The organism is Brucella pseudogrignonensis, assembly GCF_032190615.1.
Classification (GTDB): domain Bacteria; phylum Pseudomonadota; class Alphaproteobacteria; order Rhizobiales; family Rhizobiaceae; genus Brucella; species Brucella pseudogrignonensis_B.
Genome location: NZ_JAVLAT010000002.1, coordinates 680,305 through 706,615, shown reverse-complemented (window position 1 = coordinate 706,615; position 26,311 = coordinate 680,305). Strand labels below are relative to the sequence as shown.

Genomic DNA, 26,311 nt, shown 5'->3' with positions numbered 1-26,311 from the left:
ATCGCATGAAAAAGATCATCACAATCGGCGAAATCGTCGTTGAGATCATGGCTATTGAAACAGGCAATGGTTTTAAAAGCGCCATTCCGCTGATTGGCCCTTTTGCTTCCGGCGCACCGGCAATCTTCATTGATCAGGCAGCCAAGATGGGCCAGCCTTGCGGTATGGTCAGTGCGGTAGGCAATGACGACTTTGGCACTCTCAACATCGAACGTTTGCAAAAAGACGGCGTGGATGTGTCAGCAATCAGTGTGCATCCAACAGCCGCCACAGGCAGCGCGTTCGTGCGTTATCGTCCAGATGGTAATCGCGATTTCATCTTCAACATCAAGCACAGTGCATGCAGCGCAATTGGGCTGACACCTGAGGCGGAAAAGCTAATCGAGACTGCCGACCATCTGCATATTATGGGTTCAGCACTCTTTTCTGATGGAATTGTTGACGCTATCCACGAAGCAACGCTGCGCATCAAAGCTAAAGGCGGCACGGTCTCATTTGATCCGAATATCCGCAAGGAAATGCTTGATCTGCCGGGTATGCGCGAGGCACTCGTCCATGCGCTTGAACATACCGATTTGTTCATGCCAAGTGGGCCTGAAATCTTCCTATTCACCAAGGCGACGGAAGAAAAAGCCGCCATTGAAGAATTGCTCGCTCGTGGCATCAAGGCAATTGTGATTAAGCGTGGCGCTGAAGGTGCAAGCTACTTCGACCAGTCTGGCGAAGTCACAGCCCCCGCATTCAAAGTCAATGAGATCGATCCAACAGGCGCAGGTGACAGCTTTGGCGCGGCCTTCGTCACCTGCTGGTTGCGCGGCCTCGCACCAAAAGAAGCATTGACCATAGCCAACGCGACAGGCGCGCGCGCCGTTGGCGTCAAAGGCCCAATGGAAGGCACATCAACGATGGATGAAATCAACGCATTCATCGCCAAAAACGGAGTCCCGTCATGAGCAGCACTCAGACCTTGAGCAAACTTCCCACGCGTTATGCAAGCGGTGCGCGGGGAGGCATCACCTCGATCTGCTCGGCTCATCCTCTGGTTATCGAAGCAGCCCTTCTTGAAGGCATTGCAACCAAGACCGACGTTCTGATCGAGGCCACCTGCAATCAGGTCAATCAGGATGGTGGCTATACCGGCATGACACCGGCTGATTTCCGCCGTTTTGTCGAAGACATCGCAGCGCGTCTCGGCTTTGATACCAAGCACCTTATTCTGGGTGGTGATCACCTCGGCCCCAATCCGTGGAAGCATTTGTCAGCTGAAGAAGCCATGGCCAAATCCGAAGTGATGATGGATGGCTTTGTGCGTGCAGGCTTTACCAAAATCCACCTCGACACCTCCATGGGTTGCGCTGGTGAACCTGTTGCACTGCCTGATGCTGTGACTGCTGAACGTGCAGCGCGTCTTGCAAAAGTTGCAGAAAAAGCAGCCGCTGAGTCCGGCTTTGATCTGCCTGTCTATATTGTCGGCACGGAAGTTCCGATCCCGGGCGGCGCGATGGAAGAGATCGAAGATCTGGAGCTGACCAAACCAGATGCGGCGCTTGAAACCATCGCCATTCACCGCAAGGCTTTTGCAGCCCTTGGCCTTGAAGATGCCTTCTCGCGCGCCATCGGCGTTGTGGTGCAACCGGGCGTGGAATTCGGCAATGAAAATGTTGTCTATTACGATAGCGAAAAAGCGACCGCTCTCAGCGGCGTTCTCAATGAGGTCCCGCAGTTTGTCTTTGAAGCCCATTCAACCGACTATCAGCCGGTTGAGGCGCTGTCGGCTCTGGTTCATGATGGCTTTGCCATTCTGAAAGTTGGACCGGGTCTGACGTTTGCGCTGCGTGAAGCACTCTATGGTCTTGATCAGATTGCAGCTTTCCTCGACAAACTGCCTGAAGAAGAGACCGTTCGTGGCAAGCTTGAGAAGCTGCTTCTCAACGAACCCAAGAACTGGGAGAAATATTATCATGGCGATGCGGAAGAACTGCGTCTTCAGCGCCATTTCTCCTATAGCGACCGCATTCGTTATTACTGGCCACATCCGGAAGCCACAGCTGCCGTCAATGACCTACTCAAGCGCCTTGAAGGTCGCAAAATTCCTGAAACGCTGATCAGCCAGTATCTTGGCACGCTTTATCCGGCTGTTGCAGCCGGCAAGGTTGAAGCCACACCGCATGCCCTGATGGTCGAAGCCGTCAGAAATGTCATCCGGGTTTACGGCAAAGCAGTCGGTACGCATTAATAAACTAACAAAAAAGGGCGGAATTTCCGCCCTTTTTTATTATCGTCAAATGGAGCTCGAAGTTTAATTCGAGAAGTCGCCCTGTCTTGTAAAGGCAATGCCATTCTGATCGAACAAATGGCATGATTGTGCATCAAAACTTGCCTTGATCGAAGCATCACCAGAGATCGGTGCTGTGCCCGGCGTAATGATGCAGAACGTCTCGCTCATGCCTTCCGGAGTGCTGTAAACGATTGTCTGCTGACCAAGGCGCTCAACAACAGATGGCTGCACCGTGATTGCAACTTCACCGTCACCGATTTCGACATGCTCAGGACGAATGCCCAGTGTAAGCGTCTGGCCGACGTCTGGACGCGCGGCTTCTTCGCAAAGAACCGGCAGAACCAATTCGTTGTTTCCGAGCTTAACACGCGCATAGCCGTTGCTCTCAAAACCAGCAAAGGTGACCGGCAGCATATTCATACGCGGGTTACCGATAAAGCCTGCAACGAAGCTGTTACGCGGCTTGTTGTAAAGTTCGAGCGGCGTACCAACCTGCGAGATGTTGCCACCTTCAAGCACCACGATGCGATCAGCCATGGTCATGGCTTCAACCTGATCATGCGTCACATAAATCATGGTTGCGCCAAGCTGCTTGTGCAGCTTGGTCAGCTCGATACGCATGTCGGCACGAAGCGCTGCATCGAGGTTGGAAAGCGGTTCATCGAACAGGAAAATCTTCGGCTCACGAACAATCGCACGGCCAATCGCCACGCGCTGACGCTGGCCACCGGACAACATGCCGGGCTTTTGTTCAAGGCGCTGATCGAGATGCAGGATTGAGGCCGCATGTTCTACTTTGCGCTTGATGGTCGCGTTATCAGCACCTTCGACGCGCAGCGGGAATGCGATATTTTCGTAAACGCTCATATGCGGATAGAGCGCATAGCTCTGGAACACCATCGCGATGCCGCGCTTGACCGGAGGCAGGTCATTGACGCGCTTCTCATCGATGACAATATCGCCAGACGTCGTATCCTCAAGGCCTGCGATCATGCGCAGAAGCGTGGACTTGCCGCAGCCCGATGGTCCGACAAAGACCATGAACTCGCCTTCGTTCACTTCAAGGGATACGTTCTTGACGACGTCAAACTGGCCGAAGCTCTTGACAATATTCTTGAGGGATAATTTTCCCACGCTGCTCTCCTGCGGCCGAAAACTCGTTGTCGTACCGCCCTGCTGAATGATCCGGCAGGGCGGTTCTATCTCAGTTTTATTTAAGGTTCTTCAGCTCTTGATCGGCCTTCTTTAGCGCGTCTTCAGGCTTTGCATCGCCTGTGACAACGGACTGAACCATAGCGATCATGACATTCTGGAAACCGCGCCAATCAGTGAAAAGCGGCTCTGCACCACCATACTGAATGCCTTCGATTAGCGGACGCCAGTAAGGAATATCAACCATGACCTTATCAACCGCTGGTGACGGACGCATTGGCGTCAGGCCTTCATCGGTTGCCAGTTCATACTCTTCCTGAATTGCAGGTGACGTGATGTATTTGGCAAACTCGGCTGCCTTTTCTTCAACGCCGGAATCCTTGAACACGGCAAGACTGTCAGTGATGACGAGCGTGCCCGGACCTTTTGAATCAGGACCAACGGGGAGTGTTGCAATGCCCCAATTGAACTTGGAATCCTGCAAACGAACAGCAGCACCCGAACCGCCCTGAATCATACCAACTTTGCCGTCGAGGAAGATCGCGCGCACTTCGTTCTGTTCGTAGGCGGTTGGACCTTCCTGCGAATAGGACTTGATGTCGTTATAGGCATTGAGTGCTGCAAGAACCTGCGGGTTGTCGATGACGACTTCGCCCTTATCGTTCACGATCTTGCCGTCATTGGTGTAAACCCAATGCAGGAACTGGTGAACGGTGTTGTCGAAGGTCTTAGCAGACAGGCCATAGCCCGGAATGCCGGTCTTTTCTTTGATGACCTTGGCGAATTCGATTTCTTCAGCCCATGTGCGTGGTGGCTGTTCTGGATCAAGACCAGCCTGCTTGAACAGGTCCTTGTTCCAGTAAAGAACCTTGGTCGAAAGCGCGATTGGTACGCCCCACTGGGTGCCGTCATAGGTAACGGTTTCAACCACATGTGGGAAATAAGCGCTTTTTTCTTCGTCCGTCATCGGAACAGACACGATCATGTCGTTGTCAGCAAATTCCTTGAGCGTGCGCGAGCCGACGTAAGCGATTGCTGGCGGCGTACCTGCGGCTGCAAGCGTCGTTGCCTTGTCCTGGCACTGTGCCCAGCCGACAACTTCAACAGCGATCTTCCAATCCGGGTTCTTTTCTTCCCAGGCCTTGATGTATTTGTCGTGTGTCTTGTCGAGCTTGTCGCCGCAATAGATCCACGAGATCTCCTGCTGTGCTGCCGATGCACCGAGCGTGCCAAGCATCGTGCTGCCTGCGAGAACGAGCGCCGCAGCTCCCATTTTAAATATCGTCGTCACCTCTGAAAACTCCCTTATGATGATAGATCTTTAGACGGATTGTTATTGCTTCACAGCACCTGCGGTCAGTCCTCCGACCAGATAGCGCTGTAGTAAGAAGATGATGATCATCGCTGGTGCGATGCCCACAAAAGACGCCGCCATCAGCTCATTCCAGACGACTTCCTGCTTGCCGAAGAAGGCAAAGAGGCCTACCGGCAGCGGCATGTATTCCGCCTTGGAATTGAACGTCAGCGCGAAGATAAACTGCTGCGCATAGGCCCCGATGAAGGTGGTGATCGCCACAACGATGATACCCGGCATGGCGATCGGCAGGATAACCCGGCGCAATGTGTAGAAGTGACTTGCGCCATCCATATAGGCAGCTTCATTCAACTCACGCGGAATACGCATCATATAAGTGCGCAGCAGCCAGATCGCCGCCGGAATAAGGAAGGCAACGCCCGGCACGATCATCGCGGCATAGGTGTTGAGAAGCTGAAAACTGCGCATCAGGCGGAACAGCGGGATCAGCAGAACCGCGCCTGAAAACATATTGATTGCCAGAAAACCGCCAAGGATCAGCCCTGCCCCACGAAACTCAAAACGTGAGAAGGCGTAAGCCGCAGGCACCACCAGAAGCAGCACAATGATTGTGACCACTGACGAGATAAAGAACGAGTTGAAGATGTAGCGTCCGAATTGCGGAACGCTCTTCCACATCGAAAAATAGGCATCAAAACTGCCATTTTCCGGCCAGAACCGATAGGGCGAAGAGAACAGCTGGTTTAATGGCTTCAATGAAACCAGAAACCCTTCAAAGAATGGTGCGAGCAGGAAGATCATAAAGATCGCAATGCCTACATAAGCACCAATTTTTTCAATCCACGTATAGCGGTCGATAAGCGGTGTATTTTGCGGTTGGCTCATTATGTTTCCCCTTACGCAAGTTTTTCGGGGTTGATGCGCCGCGTGACACGGAAATAGGCAAGGCAGAACAGCGACAGGAATATGCAGATGGTGACGGCACGCGCCGCACCTTCGCCATAACGCTTCGAGCCAATAGCCGTCTGATAGGTGTCGATAATCATCGTGGTGGTCGAACCGTTCGGGCCGCCCTGCGTCAAAATCCAGATGATGTCGAACGAGTTGAATGTCGCAATGGTCGAGAGCATCGACATGGTGATGATGGCTGGCAGCATCAGCGGCAGCGTCACCCGGCGGAAGCGATACATGCGACCTGCGCCATCAGTCCAAGCGGCTTCATAGAGATCTTTCGGGATCGCCTGAAGGGCCGCCAAGAAATAGAGCGTCACCATCGGCACACCGATCCAGACGTCCGTGACAATCGTTGCCCAGAAAGCCGTGTTGCCATAAGCGAGGAATGCAACCGGTCCATCGACCAGCCCAAAGCGCTGAAGCATGCCCGAAATCATGCCGAACTGGCCATTATACATCCAGCTCCACATGAAAATGCCGATAGCCATTGGCACGATCCACGGTGGCATAATCATCAGGCGGAACAATGCACGCCCCGGCAAAGCCATATTGAGAAGCACCGCTCCAAACATGCCAATCGTGATCTTCATCAACACCGAAAAGAACGTCCAGACGAATGTCCGGCCAATAACAGCCATAAACTGCGCATTGGCGATCTTGTCGTAGTTAGCCCAGCCGACCCAATTGGTCGTGCGACGCAGCGATGCGTCGGTGAAGGACAGGATGAAAGTGTCGATCAGCGGATAGGCGACGATTGCCAGCACATAGATAAGTGCCGGTGCAAGCATGACCCAAGCAAAGATGACTTTGGAGCGTTGCATTCCCATGTATCAGGTCAAACTTTCTGAAGTGCTGTGTCGAAGCGATCCCAGACGGGACGCAGATCGATGACCGTGCGCTTTTCACGCGCTTCATCCATTGCCATGGCAAGAATGCCCGCTTCCATCGCATCAAGCGGCGAAACAGGCAGTGGTCCGCCATGCATGACATGGGCGATCACTTCTTCCGCCATTTTCTCATCCGCACCGTAATGCTGCGAAAGCTCGGTGCGTGTCGCATATTCCTTGTGAATAGTGCGCTTTTCGTTCAGCACTTCATGCACATCGAAATAACCGCGAATGAAGTCGCCCTCAGCCTGACCGCGCGTTCCGAAAATCGCAAAACGGCGGAACTGGTCCGGCGCATTCAGATTGGTGTGGAAGTTCATGCCGACACCATTGGCATATTCAATGATCGCAACCTGATGATCGATGATGTCACCATCGGAATCAAAAACCTTGTCCGAACCTTCCCAGCCGGTCGGCTTGCGATGGAACAGTGACATGTCGTTGATGCCTTCACGGCGTGGATCATTTTCCGGAATGAAGGTCTTGCGGCCACCAAAGCTTGCAACACGCTCAGGGCGCGAGCCGATCACGCTGTTGTAGAGATCGAGATCGTGACAGCACTTCTCAAGAAGGAAGCTGCCCGACCACTTTGAATAGCGGCGCCAGTCGCGCATGAAGAATGCGCCGTGATATGGATAGATGTGCTCTGCGGCTTCAACCGAAACGATATTGCCCAGCAAACCGTCGGTCTTGGCCTGCATCAAATCGCGATACATCGGCGCATAGCGCAGCACGAGACCGACCAGCAAACGCTCCTGACCGTGTTTGGCAAGAAGCTCAGCCAGCGCATAAGTCTGCTCAATAGACGACACAATCGGCTTTTCGGTGAAAACGGTAAGACCTGCTTCAAGACCCACACGAATATGATCAAGATGCATATGGTTTGGAGAGCCGATCATCAGAAGATCGAACGTTTCATTAGCGATCAGCTCTTCCGGCGTCGCATATTGCTTGCCAGCCGAAATGCCATGCTCATCCAGCTCTGCCATGCCCGCAGGCGCAGGGTCTACATAGCCGACAATCTCGAACTCGGGATCAAGTGCATTGAAGACAAAACCCAAATAACCCAGACGATAGCCCAGTCCTACAATGCCGACTTTCACGATAAACTCCCAATCGATTTTTTAGTAAGATGAAAATTATCACCACAAAATGTCAAGAAAAAACACAAGGAATTTAGCAAAACCAAAACTTTTCACACAGACTTGATGAGGTCCAGAAATAGCATTCCGGCCATCTGCCTTAAAAGAAATCAAATTGCTCGAAATCTGTTCAATATGTACAAATTGCAATCATTCCGCATTAAGATTGCAATTTTAATAAATAAAAACAGGAATTTAATGGATTTACGATTTCGCAATAAGCAGATCGGACTGACAAGAAATGATGTACTTTTGTTATAAATTCTGGCTGCACGAAGCGCATGACGTCATGCAGAATTCGCAACAAAGGAATTTAATAACCATTAAATTACAAACGGCTAAATTTTAGGATGGACAAAATCCATTGAAGACGATGATATAGTTGCTAACAAGGCCAAGGCCTCTATCCCGCATGATTTGTGGCCAAGCCGACGAAGACTCAGCGGGATCTCACTTATCTAAAACGCGCTCACCGAAAACAGGTTTATCTTTCGGAATGCGCACAAATCTGCTGGTGGAGAATTGCATGCCTAGCCTATTCCGACTTGAAAATTCGTGGAACGCAAATCCCGCACCAGCCGGAACCATGACAATCGAAGTGTTTAACCTGTCGGATGAAACACTGACCAATTTCTCACTTTGCTACACCAGCATCACCCGCATTGTTGGAGAGCCACAGATCACGAACGGACATTTTGTCCTGCATGATGGCAGCTTCAACGAAATAGCTGCGCCCAAAGGCTTCACATTGAAGCCGGGCGAAACATGGACGGTGAGCGTCGCACCACTTAATCGCTCACCATTTCATGTTAATGACGGAGCGAAGACGGCTTATCTCAAATGTGCCGATGGCCGTTTAATCCACATTGAGACCGGCGAACTTGCACTTTCGGGTCAGAACCTCCCTCTGCCCGGCCCGCGTCTGCCAGAAGGCCGTCTTACGCTTCCGTTTGCCCTACTACCATGGCCCGTGAAGTTCGAGGCTGAGGCAGGCAGCACACCAATTGCTCTGCATCCCGCAGAGGGCACCGACCTTTCAGGTCTGCGTGCGCTTTCGCTGGTTGAGGAGCTTCATGCACGACTGTTCCCGCAGGCACGTCAGGTCTTTTCGCTGAAAGCAGTTGAAGGCGGCCGCGCTGTTGCGATCAGAACCGACACGGGCATCAAGAAAAGCGGCTTCAGCATCGATTTCACGGCTGAGCTAATCACGGTTACTGCCTCTGATGCCGATGGCACGCGCCATGGTCTTATCGCTCTGGCACAAATTCTTGATGGTGCAAAGCAGGAGGCAGAACGCTTCAAATTTCCCGTTTCTGGCCGCATTGAAGATGCGCCACGCCATGATTGGCGCGGCTGCCTTCTGGACGTTTCGCGTCACTTCTGGACTCATGATGAAGTTAAGCGCTTCCTCGACATCATGGCCTGGTATCGCCTCAACACCTTCCATTGGCATCTGACCGACGATGAAGCATGGCGCATTGAAATTCCGGAACTGCCGGAACTGACAAGGATTGGCGCAACCCGCGCTCCGAACAGTGCGATGTTGCCGCAGCTTGGCGATACGACTGAACCGTCGCACGGCTTTTATACCCAGGAACAAATCCGCTTAGTGGTTGCACATGCGCAATCACTTGGCATCGAAGTGGTACCGGAAGTCGACATGCCCGGCCATTGCAAGGCAGTACTAACCGCTCTGCCGTATCTTCAGGATCGCAATGAAGCCAATGAGTCTTACAAAACCGTTCAGGGCTTCACGAATAATGCGCTCAACCCAGCCATGCCAGCGACATGGGAATTTGTGAAGACAATCCTTGACAATATCGTCGCTCTCTTCCCGGGGCGCTATATCCATATCGGCGGCGACGAAGTGGCCGACAATTCGTGGATTGGCTCACCGCTTGCATGCGAATTGATGGAACGCGAAGGGCTTGAAGGCACCTTTGAACTGCAATCATGGTTCATGCGCAAGCTCAAGATCATGCTGGAACAGCGCGGTCGTGTTCTCGCTGGCTGGAACGAAGTCGCGCATGGCGGCGGCGTACAGCCGGAAGGCACTTTGCTGATGGCATGGCAGGCACCAGAAATCGGCATTGAGCTAGCAAAGCAGGGTTATGACGTCGTCATGACGCCGGGTCAGGCCTATTATCTTGATATGGCGCAGTCGCATAACTGGTGGGAACCGGGCGCTGGCTGGGCGGGCGCTTCCACGCCAGAAGAAAGCTATGCCTACGAAGCTGCTGGTGATTTCCCGCCGGAACTGGCGCAGCATCTCAAAGGCGTTCAGGCATGTATCTGGTGTGAACATTTCACCACGCATGCCTATTTCAATGACCTCACCTTCCCGCGCCTTTTGGCGGTCGCGGAAGCTGCATGGACCCCAGCATCGGAAAAGGATTGGCTGCGCTTTGCTGTGCAGGCACGCCGTCATCCGCTATTCTGATCCTCATGTCCTGCACGGTTATAGCCGTGCAGGACAAGGCCTATTGTGAAAATAGTGGCGCACTGAATGTCGACCTCGAGCCTCGATCTTGTCCGGCAATATCCGATCGTGCGAGCCAGCACGATCGCGATCCTGTTTTTTGGCTTCGCAGGGGCGGCCACAACACCATATCAGCCGATCGTGGGCATCCGCGTCATCGGCTTAAGCGACTTTACCTATTCGGTTGTGGCCTTCTGCGCCGTTGTCGCCAATCTCGCGGCAAGCATTGCCATCGGACTGGTTTCTGACCGCATCGGGCGTTATCGCGCGCCGATGGTGATTGTGACGGCCCTTGGCATTGCGGGTTTCGGCCTGATCTGGCTGTTCCCATCGCCATGGATCTTTGCGCTCGCAACCATCGGACCAATCGCGCTTTTTAACGTCGTCAGCACACTACTTTTTGCCAATATCCGCAATCACTCGGCTGGAATGACGCCGATTGAACTCGGTGATTCTATAACAATCGTTCGCATGGCGATTTCTATTGCTTGGATTCTTGTGCCCGGACTTGTCGGTGCTGTGCTGGCCGGAACCGGCTCGCCTCTGACCGCCTATTCCTTTGCAACGCTGCTTTCACTGGGTTGCTTTCTGTCGATCATGACGCTGATGCCCCATGATCATAAGCCGGACACAAACGCGCAAAGCACAAAGCCATCAAGCCTTGCCGATCTTCAGCGCCTGATTTCACCCGGCATTTTCATCCGGTTGATCGGAACCGCGCTTATAACCTCGGTTCTGCATGTGAATGCCATTGCACTTCCGCTCATCATTACAGGGCGCGGTGGTGGATCAGTCGAAGATGTTGGCATGGTCATGGGCTTCGTGGCAGGGCTTGAAGCAATTCTCATGCTGGTCTGGGCGCGCATTGGCCGTCGCAAAAGCCAGATCAGCATCTTCTTTGTCGCATCATTGCTTTACGCAATCTATTTGATCTGGCTTGCATTCCTCACCACACGATGGGAGATTTACGCCGCATCGGCGATTGGGGGGATTGGTGCAGCAGCAATCGTGAGCCAGCCAATAAGCTATCTGCTTGGCATCATTCACGATCGGCCCGGCCTGTCGGCCTCCCTGATCGCAATCAACATGTTTGTCGGCGGTGGCATCGGCACAGCGCTTTTTGCGATTGGCACAAGCTTTGCTGGCTATGGAACTGTCACCATCATGGGGGCTATCGCAGGACTGGCCGGTGTCGCGATACTGGCAAAGATAGAATACAAGAAAAACTGAGGGGATTGCTTTGAGCCGGATATTACTGGAAGTCTGCGTCGATGATGCAGAAGGGCTGGACGCCGCAATCAAAGGCGGTGCAGATCGAATTGAGCTTTGCGCAGCACTCGCAATTGGCGGGCTGACGCCTTCCATCGGTCTCATGCAGCTTTCAGCCAAAGCGCCAATTCCTATCATGGTGATGATACGGCCACGCGCTGGCAGCTTTGTCTGGACCGAAGATGAATTGCAGATCATGGAAGCCGAAATTGCAGCAACACGCACCCTTGGCCTCGCAGGTGTTGTGATTGGCGCCAATCTGCCCGATGGAAGGCTTGATAGACCTGCATTGGAGCGACTGGTCAATGCAGCCGATGGTCTTGAGATCGCACTGCATCGCTCAATCGATCTTACCCCTGACGCGGCAGAAGCCGTACAAATAGCTATCGAGCTTGGCATCAACCGGATTTTGAGTTCAGGCGGTGCCTTGAAAGCCGTATCCGGCCTCGAACGCCTTGCGGAAATGCAGAGTGCTGCCAAAAACAAAATCACCATCATGCCAGGTTCGGGCGTGAATATGGGAACACTTGCCGAGATCGCTGCAGCATTGCCTGATCTCACTGAAATTCATGCATCCTGCAGTGCGCCAATCGATGCGGATGAGATTTTGCTGAATTTCGGCTTCGCCGTGCCGGGTGCAACAAGAACTACGGCAGCCAAAGTTGCCGAACTGCGTGAAGCCCTCAAGGCAATTGCCGATGGCAGGCAGCCGCCTTCCTGATTTAAACAGCCATCCGTGCTCAGGAATGGCTGACATGCAAACGGAGCAAAACAAAATTTGTGTTAAAATAAACAACTGACATTAGAAATTTGTGTTGAAGTAAAATTCTCTTTTCAATAGAAAATTACAACACAAGGAAAGGGCCGGAGTTGCAACCGACAGAAGACCTCTATCAGACTGTGCAAGCAGCAGTGCCGGAGCTCACTCCGAAGCTGCGTGGCATATGCCTGTTGATCGAAAACGATCCGGTAGGCTTCATTCGCTCAACAGCACGCGAATTGTGCAACCAGCTTGGTACTTCAGAACCAACGCTCATCCGCTTCTGCCAGCGCTTTGGCTATGCAGGTCTTGCCGATTTCCGCATCGATCTTGCTTTGTCGCTTGCCCAGCGCCCCGGCCTCGTCCCCACTGGCGTGGAAGCCAATCCGGTTGATCGTCGCGCCGTCAATTATGACGCCAAGGATGCAATCGGACGCAAGGCGGTCAGTCTCCTGGAAGGCGATACAGCTGTGCTGTTCGATAACGGCTCCAGCATAGAGCGCTTCGCAGCGCATCTGGGCAATCTTGCACCGCTTATCGTGATGACCCGCAGTCTCGACGTTGCCCAGACCGTGCTTCGCCATAAACAGCATCAGGTGATGCTGACCGGCGGCAGCATTCGCCGTGAAACCATGTCCGTCTCCGGACGACTGGTCGATACGGCTCTTTCCCAGATGCGTTTCGATACTTTCGTGATGGGGGCAGACAGCATTGAGCCAGAAACGGGCGTCAGCACTTTTCTGGAAGACGAGGCCCACGAAAACCGCGCGATGATCGAGGCTTCTGGCCGTGTCATCGTTCTGGCCGACAAGACCAAATTCAGCAAACCACGGCTGCATCGTATCTGCGCAATGGATCGGATTACGGCGATCATAACCGATCTTGAACCCAATCACGAAATAGCCAACCGCATCCGCGAACGCGGTGTGCGTGTCATCAGTACTCAAGAGGACGGCGTTAATGACTAAACTGGAAACGAGTCACACCTGGCAGGAAATTCATGCACAGCCGGGCATCTGGCAGGCATGGGCAGCACCTCTTGCCACCCAGTCGGCTGAAATCCGTGAATGGATAGCCGCCAAGGGTATCAAGCATATCGTTTTCAGCGGCGCAGGGACCTCGGCTTTCATCGGTCAAGCTCTTGCATCGGTCAAGGCTGGCGCAATTTCGCTTAACGCCATTCCGACCACCGACATTGTTTCCAATCCGTCTGAAACGCTGTCTGATGATGGCGAACTGCTCGTCGTGCAATTTGGCCGCAGCGGCAACAGCTCGGAAACCGTCGCAACGCTCGACCTGTTGGATGAGCATTTCCCGAAGGCACACCGCCTCAACATCACCTGCAATGGCGAAAGTACACTGGCCGTTCGGGCAGCGAAAGGCCCTGGCGAACAGCGCGTGATCGTTCTGCCAGCAGCAACGCACGATCAGGCTTTTGCAATGACGTCGAGCTACACGACAATGCTTTTGTCGGCGCTCGCCTGCATTGATAGCAATGTTGATGTCGCCGACAAACTTAACAAGCTCTCGGCTGCGGGTACTAAGGCACTTGCACAGCTCGACGCAACGCCTGCGCCCCATCCAGACCGCGCAATCTTTCTGGGCTCCGGCGCACTGACCGGCGTTTCGCGCGAAAGCGCACTCAAGGTTCTGGAGCTGACCGCGGGTCAAGTCATGACAAATTGGGATAGCACGCTCGGCTTCCGTCATGGCCCAAAAGCTTCGGTTGTCGGCAACACCCGCGTTGTGGTCTTCATTCACCCGGATCAGCATACCGCGCGTTATGATCACGACATCGCAGTTGAAATTGCTCAGCAGTTCCCGACAGCGACTGTTACGACCGTTGGTGGCGAAGGCTGTGATCTTACGCTTGATCTTACCGGCGACAGCCGCTGGGATGCCGTACTTTACGTGCTTCTGGCGCAAATCTGGTCCGCCCGCTGGTCGGCAGAACTCAATCTCAACATCGACAATCCATTTATTGATCAGGGCAACCTGACACGCGTTGTTTCCGGGGTTAAGATTTACCCCTTTGCAGCATGAAACACGAGGTCAGCATGATCTGCGGCGCCATTGATCTGGGCGGCACCAAAATTGAGGGCCGCCTGTTCGACGCAAATATGGAAACAGTTCTGACACGGCGTATTCCAACGCCCGTCAGCGACTTTGAGGCCTTTATCGATGGGCTTTCGGCGCAGATTGAATGGCTGACCGAGACGGCGGGCAATCCAAATCTGCCCGTCGGCATCAGCCTACCGGGCTGGATTGATCCAGCCACCGGCCACGGCTTTGCATCCAATATTCCTATCACCGGTCGTGATGTAGGTACAGCGCTGACCACACGTTTCGGGCGCAGCTTTCCGCTGATGAATGACTGTATGGCTTTTGCTTATTCGGAAGCGCATGGCGGTGCAGCCGAAGGCAGCGAAGCAATGATTGGCCTGATCGTCGGCACCGGCATGGGCGCTGGTGTGGTCATCAATGGCGAAATTCCACCGCGCTATAATGGTCTTGCACTGGAAATCGGTCACACGGGTATGCCTGCACGCGTTCTGAGCGAGCAGAACCTGCCATTGATTCCTTGCGGCTGCGGCAAGACAGGTTGCATGGAACGCTATGTTTCCGGCACGGGCCTTGCCGATATTTCCAAGATCAAGCTCAATGAGACCATCTCCAATCAGGAACTGACATTGCGCGCGTCCAATGGCGATGCGAACGCAGAAAAGATTCTCGATGACTGGGCTGATCTGATGGCGGAATCGCTTCTGACCATGCAGCTTGTCGTCGATCCGGATTGTTTCGTTCTTGGCGGCGGTCTTTCCAATATGGATGGTGTAGCTGAACGCGTCTCAAAGGCATTTGAAAAGCGCAAGCTCGGACCCACACGCATACCCGCCATCAGAACGGCACGTTTTGGTGATAGTTCGGGTGCACGCGGCGTTGCGCTCTACGCGCTTAATCATTCTGGAGAAAGCCAATGACCCGTCTTGTTGCCCCCGATTATGTGTTTCTAAATGGGCGACTTCAGACTGGTCTCGTGGCCGAGATCGGCCAGCATGGCATCATCCGTCTTCGCCCGCGAAAGTCGGATGAAACGCCGGACCTCACGCCGCATGTGCTGATGCCAGCCTGCATCGACCTGCAGGTCAATGGTGCGGGCGGCGTCATGCTCAATTCGGAAACCAGTGCAAAGGGCATCGCGCACATCATCTCGACATTGCGCAAACTCGGCACTGCCTGGGTTCTGCCAACGCTAATTACCTGCGAGCCGGAGCGCATCATTCAGGCAGCCCATGCAGCCGTTGAATGCAAGGGCATGGATGGCTTCTTCGGCCTGCACATAGAAGGCCCGCATCTTAACCCTGCCCGCAAGGGCACGCATCGCGTTGAATTCATCCGCCCGATGGATGCATCCACGCTTGAAGCGCTGAAAATTCTGCGCAAGGCGGATGTGCCTGTCATGCTGACGCTGGCACCTGAAATGGTGCCGGGCGACACGATCCGCGAGATCGCAGATATGGGAGTCGTGGTTTCCGCCGGTCACACCAACGGCACGACGGAACAGGCCCGTGCCGGGCTTGAAGCCGGGATCCGCTGCTTCACCCATCTTTACAACGCCATGCCGCCAATGACATCGCGTGAGCCGGGTGTGGTCGGCACTGCGATTGGCAGCGATGCGTTTGTTGGCATCATTGTTGATGGGCATCATGTGACATGGGAAATGGTCGGCATCGCATGGCGTGCACGCCCTAAACGCGACCGCATGTTCCTCGTGTCAGATGCCATGTCCACCATTGGCGGGCCAGACCATTTCGAACTGTATGGCGAACGCATTGAAGTGCGCGATGGCGCACTCGTTAATGCAGCCGGTTCGCTTGCAGGCGCCCATATCGATATGGTCGGCTGTCTTGCCAATCTGGTTCAGCACGTCGGCGTGCCGCTTGAAGAAGCCATTCGCGCGGCCTGTGTTGTGCCTGCCGATGTGATGGGCGTAACTAGCCCGAACCTTGGTGCCGGAACGCCACTGCCAGAAGTTCTTGCTATGGATAACAATCTTCAGCGCATTTCTCTCTGAAATTTACATTATATATGGAGTCCCATCATGAGCAGCACTCAGCGCTTACGCCACCTTCCCGCCCGTTATACTGGCGGCGAACGCGGAGGCATCACCTCGATCTGCTCGGCTCATCCTCTGGTTATCGAAGCAGCCCTTCTTGAAGGCATTGCAACCAAGACTGACGTTCTGATCGAAGCCACCTGCAATCAGGTCAATCAGGATGGTGGCTATACCGGCATGACACCGGCTGATTTCCGCCGTTTTGTCGAAGATATTGCAGCGCGTCTCGGCTTTGATACCAAGCACCTTATTCTGGGTGGTGATCACCTCGGCCCAAATCCCTGGAAGCATTTGTCGGCTGAAGAAGCCATGGCCAAATCCGAAGTGATGATGGATGGATTTGTGCGTGCAGGCTTTACCAAAATCCACCTCGACACGTCGATGGGTTGCGCTGGCGAACCTGTTGCACTGCCTGATGCTGTGACTGCTGAACGTGCAGCGCGTCTTGCAAAAGTTGCAGAAAAAGCAGCCGCTGAATCCGGCTTTGATCTGCCTGTCTATATTGTCGGCACGGAAGTTCCGATCCCGGGCGGCGCGATGGAAGAGATCGAAGATCTGGAGCTGACCAAGCCAGATGCAGCGCTTGAAACCATCGCCATTCACCGCAAGGCTTTTGCAGCCCTTGGCTTAGAGGATGCATTCTCGCGCGCCATCGGCGTTGTGGTTCAGCCGGGCGTGGAATTCGGCAATGAAAACGTTGTCTATTACGACAGCAACAAGGCGAATGCTTTAAGCGGCGTTCTCAACGAGGTCCCGCAGTTTGTCTTTGAAGCCCATTCGACCGACTATCAGCCGGTTGAGGCGCTGTCGGCGCTGGTTCATGATGGTTTTGCCATTCTGAAAGTCGGGCCCGGCCTGACGTTTGCGCTGCGTGAAGCACTCTATGGTCTTGATCAGATTGCAGCTTTCCTTGACAAACTGCCAGAAGAAGACACTGTTCGCGGCAAGCTTGAGAAGCTGCTTCTCAATGAACCAAAGAACTGGGAGAAATATTATCATGGCGATGCAGAAGAACTGCATCTTCAGCGCCATTTCTCCTATAGCGACCGCATTCGCTATTACTGGCCGCATCCGGAAGCCACCGCTGCCGTCAATGACCTACTCAAGCGTCTTGATGGCCGCAAAATTCCGGAAACGCTGATCAGCCAGTATCTGAGCACACTTTATCCGGCTGTTGCCGCAGGCAAGGTCGAAGCCACGCCGCATGCCCTGATGGTCGAAGCCGTCAGAAATGTCATCCGGGTTTATGGCAAAGCGGTCGGCACACATTAATAAACTAAATAGAAAGGGCGGAATTTCCGCCCTTTTGTTGCTGAATAATAAGCTAACGACGGGTTAAGATCGGTGCGCGTGACACAATGACATTTGCAATCTCGAACCCGGACCGCGGATCTGAGGCAAAGCCCTGCGATACGCTCATATAGCCCTCCCGCTATAAATCTCTCATCTACCCGCGTTTCGGCTATTCTGATGATATGAAGCTCGCATAACCCTCGCCCAGCGTCTTGCTGATAAAGCGGGAGTAGTGGTCATAGGCTGCATGTTCTCGTGTCACGCGCCCAAAGACTGGCGTTTCAAAAACCTTCATCGGTATAAGCGCCAAAGGCACTGATACAGGTGTCAGTTGCGCGCCCTGCCCTGCCCGCAATGTCGTGAGAATGCCGTACATTTCACCTGCGATGCTTGGGCGCGACAGAACCGCCATCCGATATTGGCCAGACGTATTGGTTACAAGATAAACATGGCCTGAGAGGTGCGGAACAGAAACACGTCCATGCTGCGAAAACGACGTATCGGTGCGCTCGCGCTCTTCAAACTTCAGATGGGTATTTTCGGCATCCCAGCTGATATCTGTACAATAAGCGAAAATATCGGATTGATTGCCAAAGGACGGGCGAAGCGTGAGAAAGGTTCCTTCAAGCCAGGAGACACCGGCACGCGAATAGGCCCCCAGTTCTTCTGCAGCATGTCCATGAGCCGCAGCTGGCTTTGGCTTCTCCGTTTCCAGCTGATCACGCAGTTCAAACCCCATGGCCTGTTCAAGCCGGATGATGGTGGCAAGCGTGAAAGGCCTGTGTCCCGACAGTGCTTTCTCAAGCGTTGAGAGGCTGATACGCGCCTCATCCGCCAGATGCTGACGGGAAATTCTGCGCCGCGCGATCTCCTCACGCACACGTTCAGAGACACGGCTATTCATCTGATCGGGTAACACCGCATCTTGCTGAGACATGAGAACTTCCTGAATCCGTACTTTTCTTCACAATTCCACACATAAGCGCAACCGGCAAGGTGGCTTGCGGCAAAGTCCGGATAAAACTTGGGAAAGCTTACGCTGGCACTAAAACACCGCTTTGGCAAAAATTGTCTCCAGTTATCCGATAGTTACAGGAGCGCATCATGTCGCCTGCCATCAGACACTCTCATCGCAGCGGAAGGGCAATCAGCCTCTCGCAGTTCTGCAAACTCATCTGGTTTGTGAACGTGCTGATATTGCCAATCCTTGCCGTTGTTCTTTCGCTTCTCAACGTGGCTTCGGCCCGTGCTGAGACGCCGGCCTATCTGACGCCGAATGCAGTACAAAGCGGAAGCCTTCTGCTGCAAGGCAGCAAAGAAGGTCGGTATGTCGAGGCTCCACGCATCAGCACTGATTACAATATCGATGCCAGCGGCCCAACCGCCCGCGCCCGCCTCAGCCAGATTTTTGAAAATCCGACGAATGGCTGGGTTGAAGGGCTCTATGTTTTCCCGCTACCGGAAGACAGCGCGGTCTATTCCCTGAAAATGATCGTGGGCGACCGGATTATCGTTGCCGACATCAAGGAAAAGCAGGCTGCACGCGAAATCTACGAGAAAGCCAAAAGCGAAGGCAAGAAGGCTGCGCTTATCGAGCAGCAGCGGCCAAACATCTTCACCAATGCGGTTGCCAATCTGGGTCCGCACGAGAAAGTCGTCATCCAGATCGAATATCAGCAGGCTGTGCGTCTCAGCGACAATCGCTTTTCACTGCGCCTGCCGCTTGTTGTGGCGCCGCGCTATAATCCTGAAAATAGCGATCCGATCGAACAAACCGTCGATCTTTCCGGTGGTTGGGGACAGCCTAAAACGCGACCAGCGCCCGGCCCGGACAACAGCGCAATTGAAACACCGCTCATCATACCCGATGAGGAGCCGAGTGTAGAGCGCATCAATCCGGTAACGATCACGGTCGATCTCAAACCCGGTTTCCCCGCAACCGATATCAAGAGCCTTTATCATCCAGTGCGCATTGATCGACAGAACGAGCAGACAGCCAGAATCATTCTCGATCGAAAAGCCACAGCGGATCGTGACTTCGTCCTCGAATGGCAAGCAGCCCAAACGGATATGCCGAATGTCGGGCTGTTTCGTGAACGGCTCGGCGATCAGGACTATCTGCTTGCATATGTGACCCCTCCGCTTGCCAAAACGAATGCAGCGCAATCGCGTGAGATCGTCTTCGTCATCGATAATTCAGGTTCGATGGGTGGCACATCGATGACACAAGCCAAAGCCAGTCTCGATTATGGCCTCTCGCATCTCAATCCCGGCGACCGTTTCAATGTCATTCGGTTCGACGACACACTGACCAAATTCTTTGAGGATTCCGTCGATGCCACACAGCAGAATATCAATGATGCCCGCCAGTATGTTGCCAGCCTCGAAGCTGTCGGCGGAACAGAAATGCTGCCCGCACTCAACGCGGCTCTTGATGACAGCCACCAGAAAGATGGTTTGCGCCAGATCGTGTTCCTGACTGATGGCGAAATCAGCAACGAACAGCAGATGTTCGATGTCATCGCATCGCGCCGTGACCGCTCGCGCCTCTTCATGGTCGGCATCGGCTCAGCACCCAATACTTACCTGATGAGCAAGGCATCGGAACTTGGTCGCGGCACCTTCACACATATCGGTTCTTCTGAAGAGCTGGAACAGCGTATGCGTGAGCTCTTTGATAAGCTGCAGAATCCAGCTGTCACCGATCTAAAGGTCAATTTCTCACAGGAAGGCGCCAATCTGACACCCGGTATTCTACCGGATATCTATCATGGCGAACCGTTGGTGATTGCTGCCCGTACAAAAAATGCAGCTGGTACCATTACAGTTCAAGGTACAGTTGGAAGCCGTCCCTGGACGATCACCCTGTCACTTGATGCAGTAAGCCCCGCGAAAGGCATTTCGAAAATTTGGGCTCGTCGCAAAATCGATGATGCGGAAGTGGACATGAAGCTCGGCAAGATTTCAGTCTTGGCAGCCGACACGCGTATCCTCAATCTGGCATTGGAACATCATCTGGTGACACGTCTCACAAGTCTTGTCGCTGTCGATCAGACGCCAGCACGTCCTGCAAACACACCCCTCACCCGTGCTGATATTCCTTTGGAACTTCCTGCCGGATGGGATTTCGAGACTTTGTTTGGCAGTCGTGCAGAACGCAGCGTGCTTGATCATGCGGATGCCGGGCAGGACCAGATTAAGGTTCGCACTCAAGAACGTGCCAGCATTCCAAGCCTTCCATCGCCCGCAACGCCTCTGCCGCAAACCGCAACACCAGCAACACTTAATATGCTGCAGGGGCTGGGCGTCGTTTTCATCGGTTTCCTGATCTTCTGGTTCTCACGCCGCAGGGGGAATGCATAATGAGTATTGTTATTACCCAGAATAAGAAGTCAAAGGAGCGCGCTTGGTCGCGCTCCCCCCTCCCCATTCTGTCTGTTGCCGTTATGGTTTGTGGTCTTGTGCTTTTTGGCCAGGGCCTTTGGATTCACGCAAAAGCCTATGCAGCACAAATCCTTCTTGAGCGGGCTTTCACGCGAAGCATCGCCTCAGGTGACAAGGTCAAACCGTGGAGCTGGGCCGATACCTGGCCGGTAGCCCGTATCGAAGCGCCACGACTGGCTGCATCAGCCATTGCTCTGAATGGCGTAAGCGGACAGGCTCTCGCGTTTGGTCCCGGACATCTACAAAACACACCCAAGGCCGGTGAAGCGGGAACGGCCGTCTATGCTGCACATCGCGATACGCATTTTGCGTTCTTAAAGAATGTCGAAAAAGGCGATCTCATTCGCATCACCCGGGATGACGGTAAGATATTCACATATCGCGCCACTCAGATGACCGTCACCCGCTGGGATGAAGCCCAGATCGATATTCACGCTTCCGGCTCATATCTGGTTCTAGCGACCTGTTATCCCTTTGAAGCGGTTACACAAGGCCCACTTCGTTATCTCGTCTATGCCGAGTTGGAAGAATAATCAGTTTGAATATTATATCGCACTGTCGACCGTCGAGTATTTAAGCGCCAAAAACGGACCAGTTCATCTCCCTGCAAAGCTTTTCCAGCGCGTAAGTCCCCAACAGAGAATTTCCATGCTGATTAAGACCCGGAGACCAAACAGCGATTGATGCGACACCAGGCACTATAGCTAATATGCCGCCACCGACACCACTTTTTGCCGGAATCCCAACACGAAAAGCAAAATCACCTGACCCATCATAGTGCCCACACGTCATCATAAGAGCATTAATACGTAACGCACGCTCAATACTGACAATGCGATGATCGCTCACCGGGTTTCGACCGGAGGCGGAAAGGAAAAGCCCCGCCTTCGCAAGCTGTTCACAAGACATCGCAAGCGCACATTGATGATGATACACACCAAGCACGTGTGAGGGAATGTTATCCAGATTTTGGTTTGCCTTTAACAGGTTAGCGAGAGCTGCATTGTTGAAGCCGGTTTGATCTTCAGCCTCGGCAACAAAGCGATCAATATAAATATCATCATCGTCAGACACAGACTGAACAAACCGCACTATCTCGGCGATAGTCTCTCGTGGCTTATGCGAACCTAACAACACATCGGAGATAACAATCGCCCCTGCATTTATGAACGGATTCCGAGGAATACCTTTTTCAAGCTCCAGCAATACGCTTGAATTAAAGGGATCTCCGGATGGCTCCCGGTTCACACGTCGCCAAATGCTGTCACCTCTTTTGCCCAAAGCAAGCGTCAGAGCAAAGACCTTTGAAATGCTCTGGATAGAAAATTTTTCTTTTGAGTCTCCCGCAGAAATCAAAGTGCCATCATGTAACATGATGGCAATGCCAAATTTTGAGGGATCGATGTTCGCCAGTGGAGGAATATAATCAGCGACTTTACCACGTACTTCGGTGTTTTGAAGTTCGGCTTCGATGGCATCAATAACGGCACGCAAACGCTGCTTCAAGTCCACACCTTTGAAAAGTCGCTGTCATTTTAACAGAACCAACCAACGTCATAATGAGCCATTCAAGGTCTCTGGTTATGACAAACGGAAGCAGAATGGCTAAACAAAGTCAGCCATTCTGTCCATTCTCAAATGGAAAATCTTATCGCTTCACGTCAAAATTGCGGGTCTCAGGCATCATAAACATCGCTACAAGCGAGATGATGCTCGTCGCAACCACATAATATGCAGGTGCAACTGCACCAAAAATTCCAATAAGCCAAGTTATGATGAATTGTGTTGTACCGCCAAAAAGCGTCGCCCCAATGGCGTAGATCAAAGAAACACCAGTCGCACGCAAAGCGATCGGCATCATCTCAGGTATGGCAACCAGACTGGCCGCACCACTCATAGAGGTAAGCAAAGTGACTGCTGCGGTTACGACGAGTAGCACTGTTGCATCTTTGGATTCTGAGAGCCAGAAGAACAACGGGATGATGGCCAACATCAAGACAATCCGAGGCCAGATCATTACGCTTTTACGCCCATATTTGTCAGCAAGATAACCTGCGACCAGCGCAAATAAAAAGGTCATTGTCCCGCCGAGAACCGTTCCTGCCTGCGCAAGAGTAGCTGGTAATTTCAGTGTTTGAATCGCATAAGTTGTCATATAGTTGCCCACCTGCGTGGACACGGTGGTCGAAATAATAACGAGAATTCCCAGAATGAGATAACGTGAATGGTCGGAAAAAACCGAAGATACAATTTGGGCACCGCTTTTCTCGCTCGGTTTTTCCAACGTCTCCGGCAACGCACGGCGAATATAGACCGCTAGTGGAATAAGCGCGAGCGACACCAAGAACGGAATGCGCCAGCCCCATGAAACGAGTTCTTCATGAGTAAGATACCAAGACACCAGAACACCCATCAGGCCACCGGCTACAACTGCAATCCCCTGACTGGCAATTTGCCAGCTTGCATAAAGACCACGTTTATCACGTGGAGCAGCCTCAACAAGCATTGCAGAAGCGGGGCCGACTTCACCACCAAGAGCCAAACCTTGCAATAATCGACACATCAAAACGATGATCGGTGCCGCAATACCAATTGTTTCATAGCCCGGCGTCGCGGCCAAACCCAACGTTCCCACTGTAATCAGCGTTACAGTGAGAATCATCGCTGCACGGCGACCTGCCTTGTCTGCAAATGCTCCAATCAAAACACCGCCAAGTGGACGGGTAAAAAAGCCAACACCGAATACAGCCACTGATGCCAGCAAACTCGCAGTTTCACTGCCAAGCGGGAAAAACGTTTGTCCAATGTAAACCGCAAAAAACGAATAGACGATGAAATCGTAAAATTCGAGCGCATTCCCTGCAACAGCCGCCGCTATCGCTTTAACCGGTGGTTTATCTGATCGTTCATGGTCATCGATTGATCCAGCGGATTGCGCGTGCATCATAGAAGTATTCATGGTTGTCCTCCGATAGTGTAGTAATCCGTCAAATCTGGGGGGTATCTGTTGCAGCTAGGAACGCTTCTGTGAGGGCAACCCAATAGGCCGCGCCATCGACAATGATCGCGTCATTGAAATCAAACCCCGGATTATGCAGCGCGCAGCTTTGCGAACCTGGCTGGTCGCCATTTCCTAAGAAAATATAAGAGCCTGGTCGCTCTTCGAGCATGAAAGAGAAGTCTTCACTGCCTGTCATCGGAGTCGTTTGAGCGACGAAGTTACTCGCGGCAGCAAAGCTCTCTCCAACTTGACGTGCGAATTTGGTCGCTGCGGGAGAGTTTTGTAGCGCTGGGTAACCGCGACAATAATCGATTTGAGCTATGACCCCGAAACTTTGAGCCTGAGCAAGTACAAGTTCACGAATTCTTTGCTCAAGGAGATCCCGCACTTCCGGTTTAAAACACCGAACAGTCAATTCAAGCTTCGCAGTTTCAGGAATGACATTATTTGCAACCCCAGCCTGCATTACACCCACAGTCACCACCGCTGTATCAAGCGGGTTGATATTGCGCGCCACGACCGTTTGAAGCGCCATCACGATGGAAGCAGTTGCGGTAATGGGATCAGCTGTCGTGTGTGGTTGCGCGCCGTGTCCCCCACGGCCTTCAATGGTGATAAAAACGGTGTCCGAAGACGCCATCATCGCACCATCGTAAAACTGCAATTGCCCCTGCGGAACACCCGGCATATTGTGAATTGCAAACACTGCATCGCACGGAAACTTCTTGAATAATCCGTCAGCAACCATCCGCGCGGCACCGCTGTCTGGTCGGCCATATTCCTCTGCCGGCTGGAAAATTAGGTTCACCGTACCATGAAAATTTTTGCGTTCTGCTATCGCCTTTGCCGCAGCAAGCAGCATCGTTGTATGACCATCATGCCCGCAAGCATGCATTACACCCGGATTGACACTTGCATATGAAAGTCCTGTTTCCTCCGAAATTGGGAGCGCATCCATATCTGCTCTAATGCCAATTGCATTTGCACTGTTACCATGGCGAAGCTGGCCGACAATTCCTGTCGTTCCAACATTTCTTGCGACAGCGTAACCCCACTTTTCCAACAATGAGGCAACAAGCTCGCCCGTTCGAACTTCCATAAAGGCTAGTTCCGGATGTTGGTGCAGATCGTGCCTGATCGACACAAATTCCTCAATGTCTCGCTCGATCAGCTGCCGGATATCGTTCATAAAACCACTCGCAATGCTCAATTATTTATCATGCTAGCTACGAGGTGCTTTTTTATTTGTCCAATGCATAGTAAATTTGATTACCATGCATAATAGGCATAATGATTTAGGAAAATTACGTGAATATTCAGCAATTGAAACACTTTGTTGCGCTTGCGGAGAAAGGTTCTTTCACACGCGCTGCTGAACATACCCATCTCACGCAGCCTGCGCTCTCACGAAGCATTGCTCAGCTTGAAGCGGAATTAGGCATGAAGCTGGTGGATAGGATTGGCAAACGTTGCGAAGTAACTGCTTTCGGTAATGTTGTTCTGAATCATGCAAGGCGCGTTCTGTTTGAAACAGAAGAGCTATATCGCGTCGTAAAACAACAACATGAGGGCAGCGCCGGACGAATAAGAATTGGACTGGGTTCAACGCCAAGCGCTCTTCTCACCGCCCCTTTACTCAGCAGATTTTCAACGACGAACCCGTCGCTGCACATATTGCTGATGCGAGGGGCAATTCCTTTGCAAGTGCAAGCATTACGAGACAGAACACTTGATATGCTTGTCGTAGAAATACGTGGCGTTCCAGTCACAGCCGATCTTCAGATTGAAATGCTTCCCCCATTGCGAACTGGCTTTCTCGTCAAGAACAATCATCCATTGTCTAAACGTCAAGAGCTCAGTTTTTCAGATCTTCGCCCCTGGCCGTTGGCTACAACAATTCTTGCACCCGAACAAATAAGGAATATGATCACCACCTATGGCCCCGCAGCTCACCCGGATGAGAGTGTTACCTTTCACTCCGATGCAATAGATGGCCTTCTTCAAACAGCATTAGATAGTGAAACTGTCTATTATGGTGTTCTCGCACCCGCTCACGAGCTTATTGAGAGTTGCCAACTCGTCGAACTACCTGTCCATCCTGCATCGAATGCATCTGAGTTCGCCATTATCAGGCTTTCGGGGCGTTCCCAACCACCCATGTTTCCAATAATAAGAGAGCTGTTTCGTGATAAAATGGAAGAGTGGAAGACAATTTGAGCC

22 protein-coding genes are annotated in these 26,311 nt (G+C 52.7%); 13 read left to right on the top strand and 9 right to left on the bottom strand.

What is annotated here, in order from left to right; all coding sequences use genetic code 11:
- The first annotated feature begins 5 nt into the window (after positions 1–5).
- A complete protein-coding gene (locus RI570_RS14650) occupies positions 6–953 on the top strand; it encodes a sugar kinase (RefSeq protein ID WP_313829291.1) in 948 nt (315 codons plus the stop codon).
- Entirely contained in the window at positions 950–2,236 is a 1,287-nt protein-coding gene (locus RI570_RS14645; protein WP_313829290.1) for a D-tagatose-bisphosphate aldolase, class II, non-catalytic subunit, read from the top strand. The genes RI570_RS14650 and RI570_RS14645 overlap by 4 nt, the downstream gene beginning before the upstream one ends.
- Before the next feature lie 63 nt (positions 2,237–2,299).
- Here RI570_RS14645 and RI570_RS14640 read toward each other — a convergent pair whose 3' ends face one another.
- From RI570_RS14640 to RI570_RS14620, 5 genes are all read right to left on the bottom strand, one after another.
- Positions 2,300–3,412, bottom strand: a complete 1,113-nt coding sequence (locus RI570_RS14640; protein ID WP_313829289.1) for a sn-glycerol-3-phosphate ABC transporter ATP-binding protein UgpC — start codon at positions 3,410–3,412, stop codon at positions 2,300–2,302.
- Positions 3,413–3,488: 76 nt separating this feature from the next.
- Positions 3,489–4,703 (bottom strand): ABC transporter substrate-binding protein, encoded by a 1,215-nt coding sequence (locus tag RI570_RS14635; RefSeq protein ID WP_313830056.1) that lies wholly within the window; start codon positions 4,701–4,703, stop codon positions 3,489–3,491.
- Between the two features lie 60 nt (positions 4,704–4,763).
- On the bottom strand, positions 4,764–5,630 hold the full coding sequence (locus tag RI570_RS14630; RefSeq protein WP_313829288.1) for a carbohydrate ABC transporter permease: 867 nt from the start codon (positions 5,628–5,630) through the stop codon (positions 4,764–4,766).
- A gap of 11 nt (positions 5,631–5,641) precedes the next feature.
- On the bottom strand, positions 5,642–6,526 hold the full coding sequence (locus tag RI570_RS14625; RefSeq protein WP_313829287.1) for a sugar ABC transporter permease: 885 nt from the start codon (positions 6,524–6,526) through the stop codon (positions 5,642–5,644).
- Positions 6,527–6,534: 8 nt separating this feature from the next.
- Complete coding sequence (locus tag RI570_RS14620) at positions 6,535–7,689, bottom strand: Gfo/Idh/MocA family oxidoreductase (RefSeq protein ID WP_313829286.1); 1,155 nt, start codon at positions 7,687–7,689, stop codon at positions 6,535–6,537.
- A 565-nt stretch (positions 7,690–8,254) separates the two neighbouring features.
- Between RI570_RS14620 and RI570_RS14615 the strand changes: the two genes are divergently transcribed.
- From RI570_RS14615 to RI570_RS14580, 8 genes are all read left to right on the top strand, one after another.
- Positions 8,255–10,168 carry a family 20 glycosylhydrolase gene (locus RI570_RS14615; RefSeq protein ID WP_313829285.1) on the top strand — a complete coding sequence of 638 codons (1,914 nt, stop codon included), beginning with the start codon at positions 8,255–8,257 and terminating at the stop codon, positions 10,166–10,168.
- Between the two features lie 66 nt (positions 10,169–10,234).
- Complete coding sequence (locus RI570_RS14610) at positions 10,235–11,437, top strand: MFS transporter (RefSeq protein ID WP_313829284.1); 1,203 nt, start codon at positions 10,235–10,237, stop codon at positions 11,435–11,437.
- 10 nt (positions 11,438–11,447) lie between these two features.
- Positions 11,448–12,197: a copper homeostasis protein CutC gene (locus RI570_RS14605; RefSeq protein ID WP_313829283.1), complete on the top strand. Its 750-nt coding sequence runs from the start codon at positions 11,448–11,450 to the stop codon at positions 12,195–12,197.
- A gap of 149 nt (positions 12,198–12,346) precedes the next feature.
- On the top strand, positions 12,347–13,204 hold the full coding sequence (locus RI570_RS14600; RefSeq protein WP_313829282.1) for a transcriptional regulator: 858 nt from the start codon (positions 12,347–12,349) through the stop codon (positions 13,202–13,204).
- Positions 13,197–14,279 (top strand): SIS domain-containing protein, encoded by a 1,083-nt coding sequence (locus tag RI570_RS14595; RefSeq protein WP_313829281.1) that lies wholly within the window; start codon positions 13,197–13,199, stop codon positions 14,277–14,279. The genes RI570_RS14600 and RI570_RS14595 overlap by 8 nt, the downstream gene beginning before the upstream one ends.
- Positions 14,280–14,293: 14 nt before the next feature.
- Positions 14,294–15,217 carry an ROK family protein gene (locus RI570_RS14590; protein ID WP_313829280.1) on the top strand — a complete coding sequence of 308 codons (924 nt, stop codon included), beginning with the start codon at positions 14,294–14,296 and terminating at the stop codon, positions 15,215–15,217.
- Positions 15,214–16,311 carry an N-acetylglucosamine-6-phosphate deacetylase gene (gene nagA, locus RI570_RS14585; RefSeq protein ID WP_313829279.1) on the top strand — a complete coding sequence of 366 codons (1,098 nt, stop codon included), beginning with the start codon at positions 15,214–15,216 and terminating at the stop codon, positions 16,309–16,311. Before RI570_RS14590 ends, nagA begins: the two co-directional genes overlap by 4 nt.
- A gap of 27 nt (positions 16,312–16,338) precedes the next feature.
- Complete coding sequence (locus RI570_RS14580) at positions 16,339–17,625, top strand: D-tagatose-bisphosphate aldolase, class II, non-catalytic subunit (protein WP_313829278.1); 1,287 nt, start codon at positions 16,339–16,341, stop codon at positions 17,623–17,625.
- A 190-nt stretch (positions 17,626–17,815) separates the two neighbouring features.
- On the opposite strand, the gene RI570_RS14575 is transcribed toward RI570_RS14580, so the two are convergent.
- A complete protein-coding gene (locus RI570_RS14575; RefSeq protein WP_313829277.1) occupies positions 17,816–18,583 on the bottom strand; it encodes a helix-turn-helix transcriptional regulator in 768 nt (255 codons plus the stop codon).
- Positions 18,584–18,750: 167 nt separating this feature from the next.
- Here RI570_RS14575 and RI570_RS14570 point away from each other — a divergent pair, with 167 nt between their 5' ends.
- On the top strand, positions 18,751–21,009 hold the full coding sequence (locus RI570_RS14570) for a marine proteobacterial sortase target protein (RefSeq protein WP_313829276.1): 2,259 nt from the start codon (positions 18,751–18,753) through the stop codon (positions 21,007–21,009).
- A complete protein-coding gene (locus RI570_RS14565; RefSeq protein WP_313829275.1) occupies positions 21,009–21,623 on the top strand; it encodes a class GN sortase in 615 nt (204 codons plus the stop codon). The genes RI570_RS14570 and RI570_RS14565 overlap by 1 nt, the downstream gene beginning before the upstream one ends.
- Positions 21,624–21,663: 40 nt before the next feature.
- Here RI570_RS14565 and RI570_RS14560 read toward each other — a convergent pair whose 3' ends face one another.
- The 3 genes from RI570_RS14560 to RI570_RS14550 form a co-directional block, all read right to left on the bottom strand.
- Positions 21,664–22,602: a glutaminase gene (locus RI570_RS14560; RefSeq protein WP_409558676.1), complete on the bottom strand. Its 939-nt coding sequence runs from the start codon at positions 22,600–22,602 to the stop codon at positions 21,664–21,666.
- Between the two features lie 136 nt (positions 22,603–22,738).
- Positions 22,739–24,049, bottom strand: coding sequence for an MFS transporter (locus RI570_RS14555; RefSeq protein ID WP_313829273.1), 1,311 nt, complete (start codon positions 24,047–24,049; stop codon positions 22,739–22,741).
- 28 nt (positions 24,050–24,077) lie between these two features.
- Positions 24,078–25,280 carry a M20 aminoacylase family protein gene (locus RI570_RS14550; RefSeq protein WP_313829272.1) on the bottom strand — a complete coding sequence of 401 codons (1,203 nt, stop codon included), beginning with the start codon at positions 25,278–25,280 and terminating at the stop codon, positions 24,078–24,080.
- A 119-nt stretch (positions 25,281–25,399) separates the two neighbouring features.
- Between RI570_RS14550 and RI570_RS14545 the strand changes: the two genes are divergently transcribed.
- Positions 25,400–26,308: a LysR family transcriptional regulator gene (locus RI570_RS14545; RefSeq protein ID WP_313829270.1), complete on the top strand. Its 909-nt coding sequence runs from the start codon at positions 25,400–25,402 to the stop codon at positions 26,306–26,308.
- Positions 26,309–26,311: the final 3 nt, after the last annotated feature.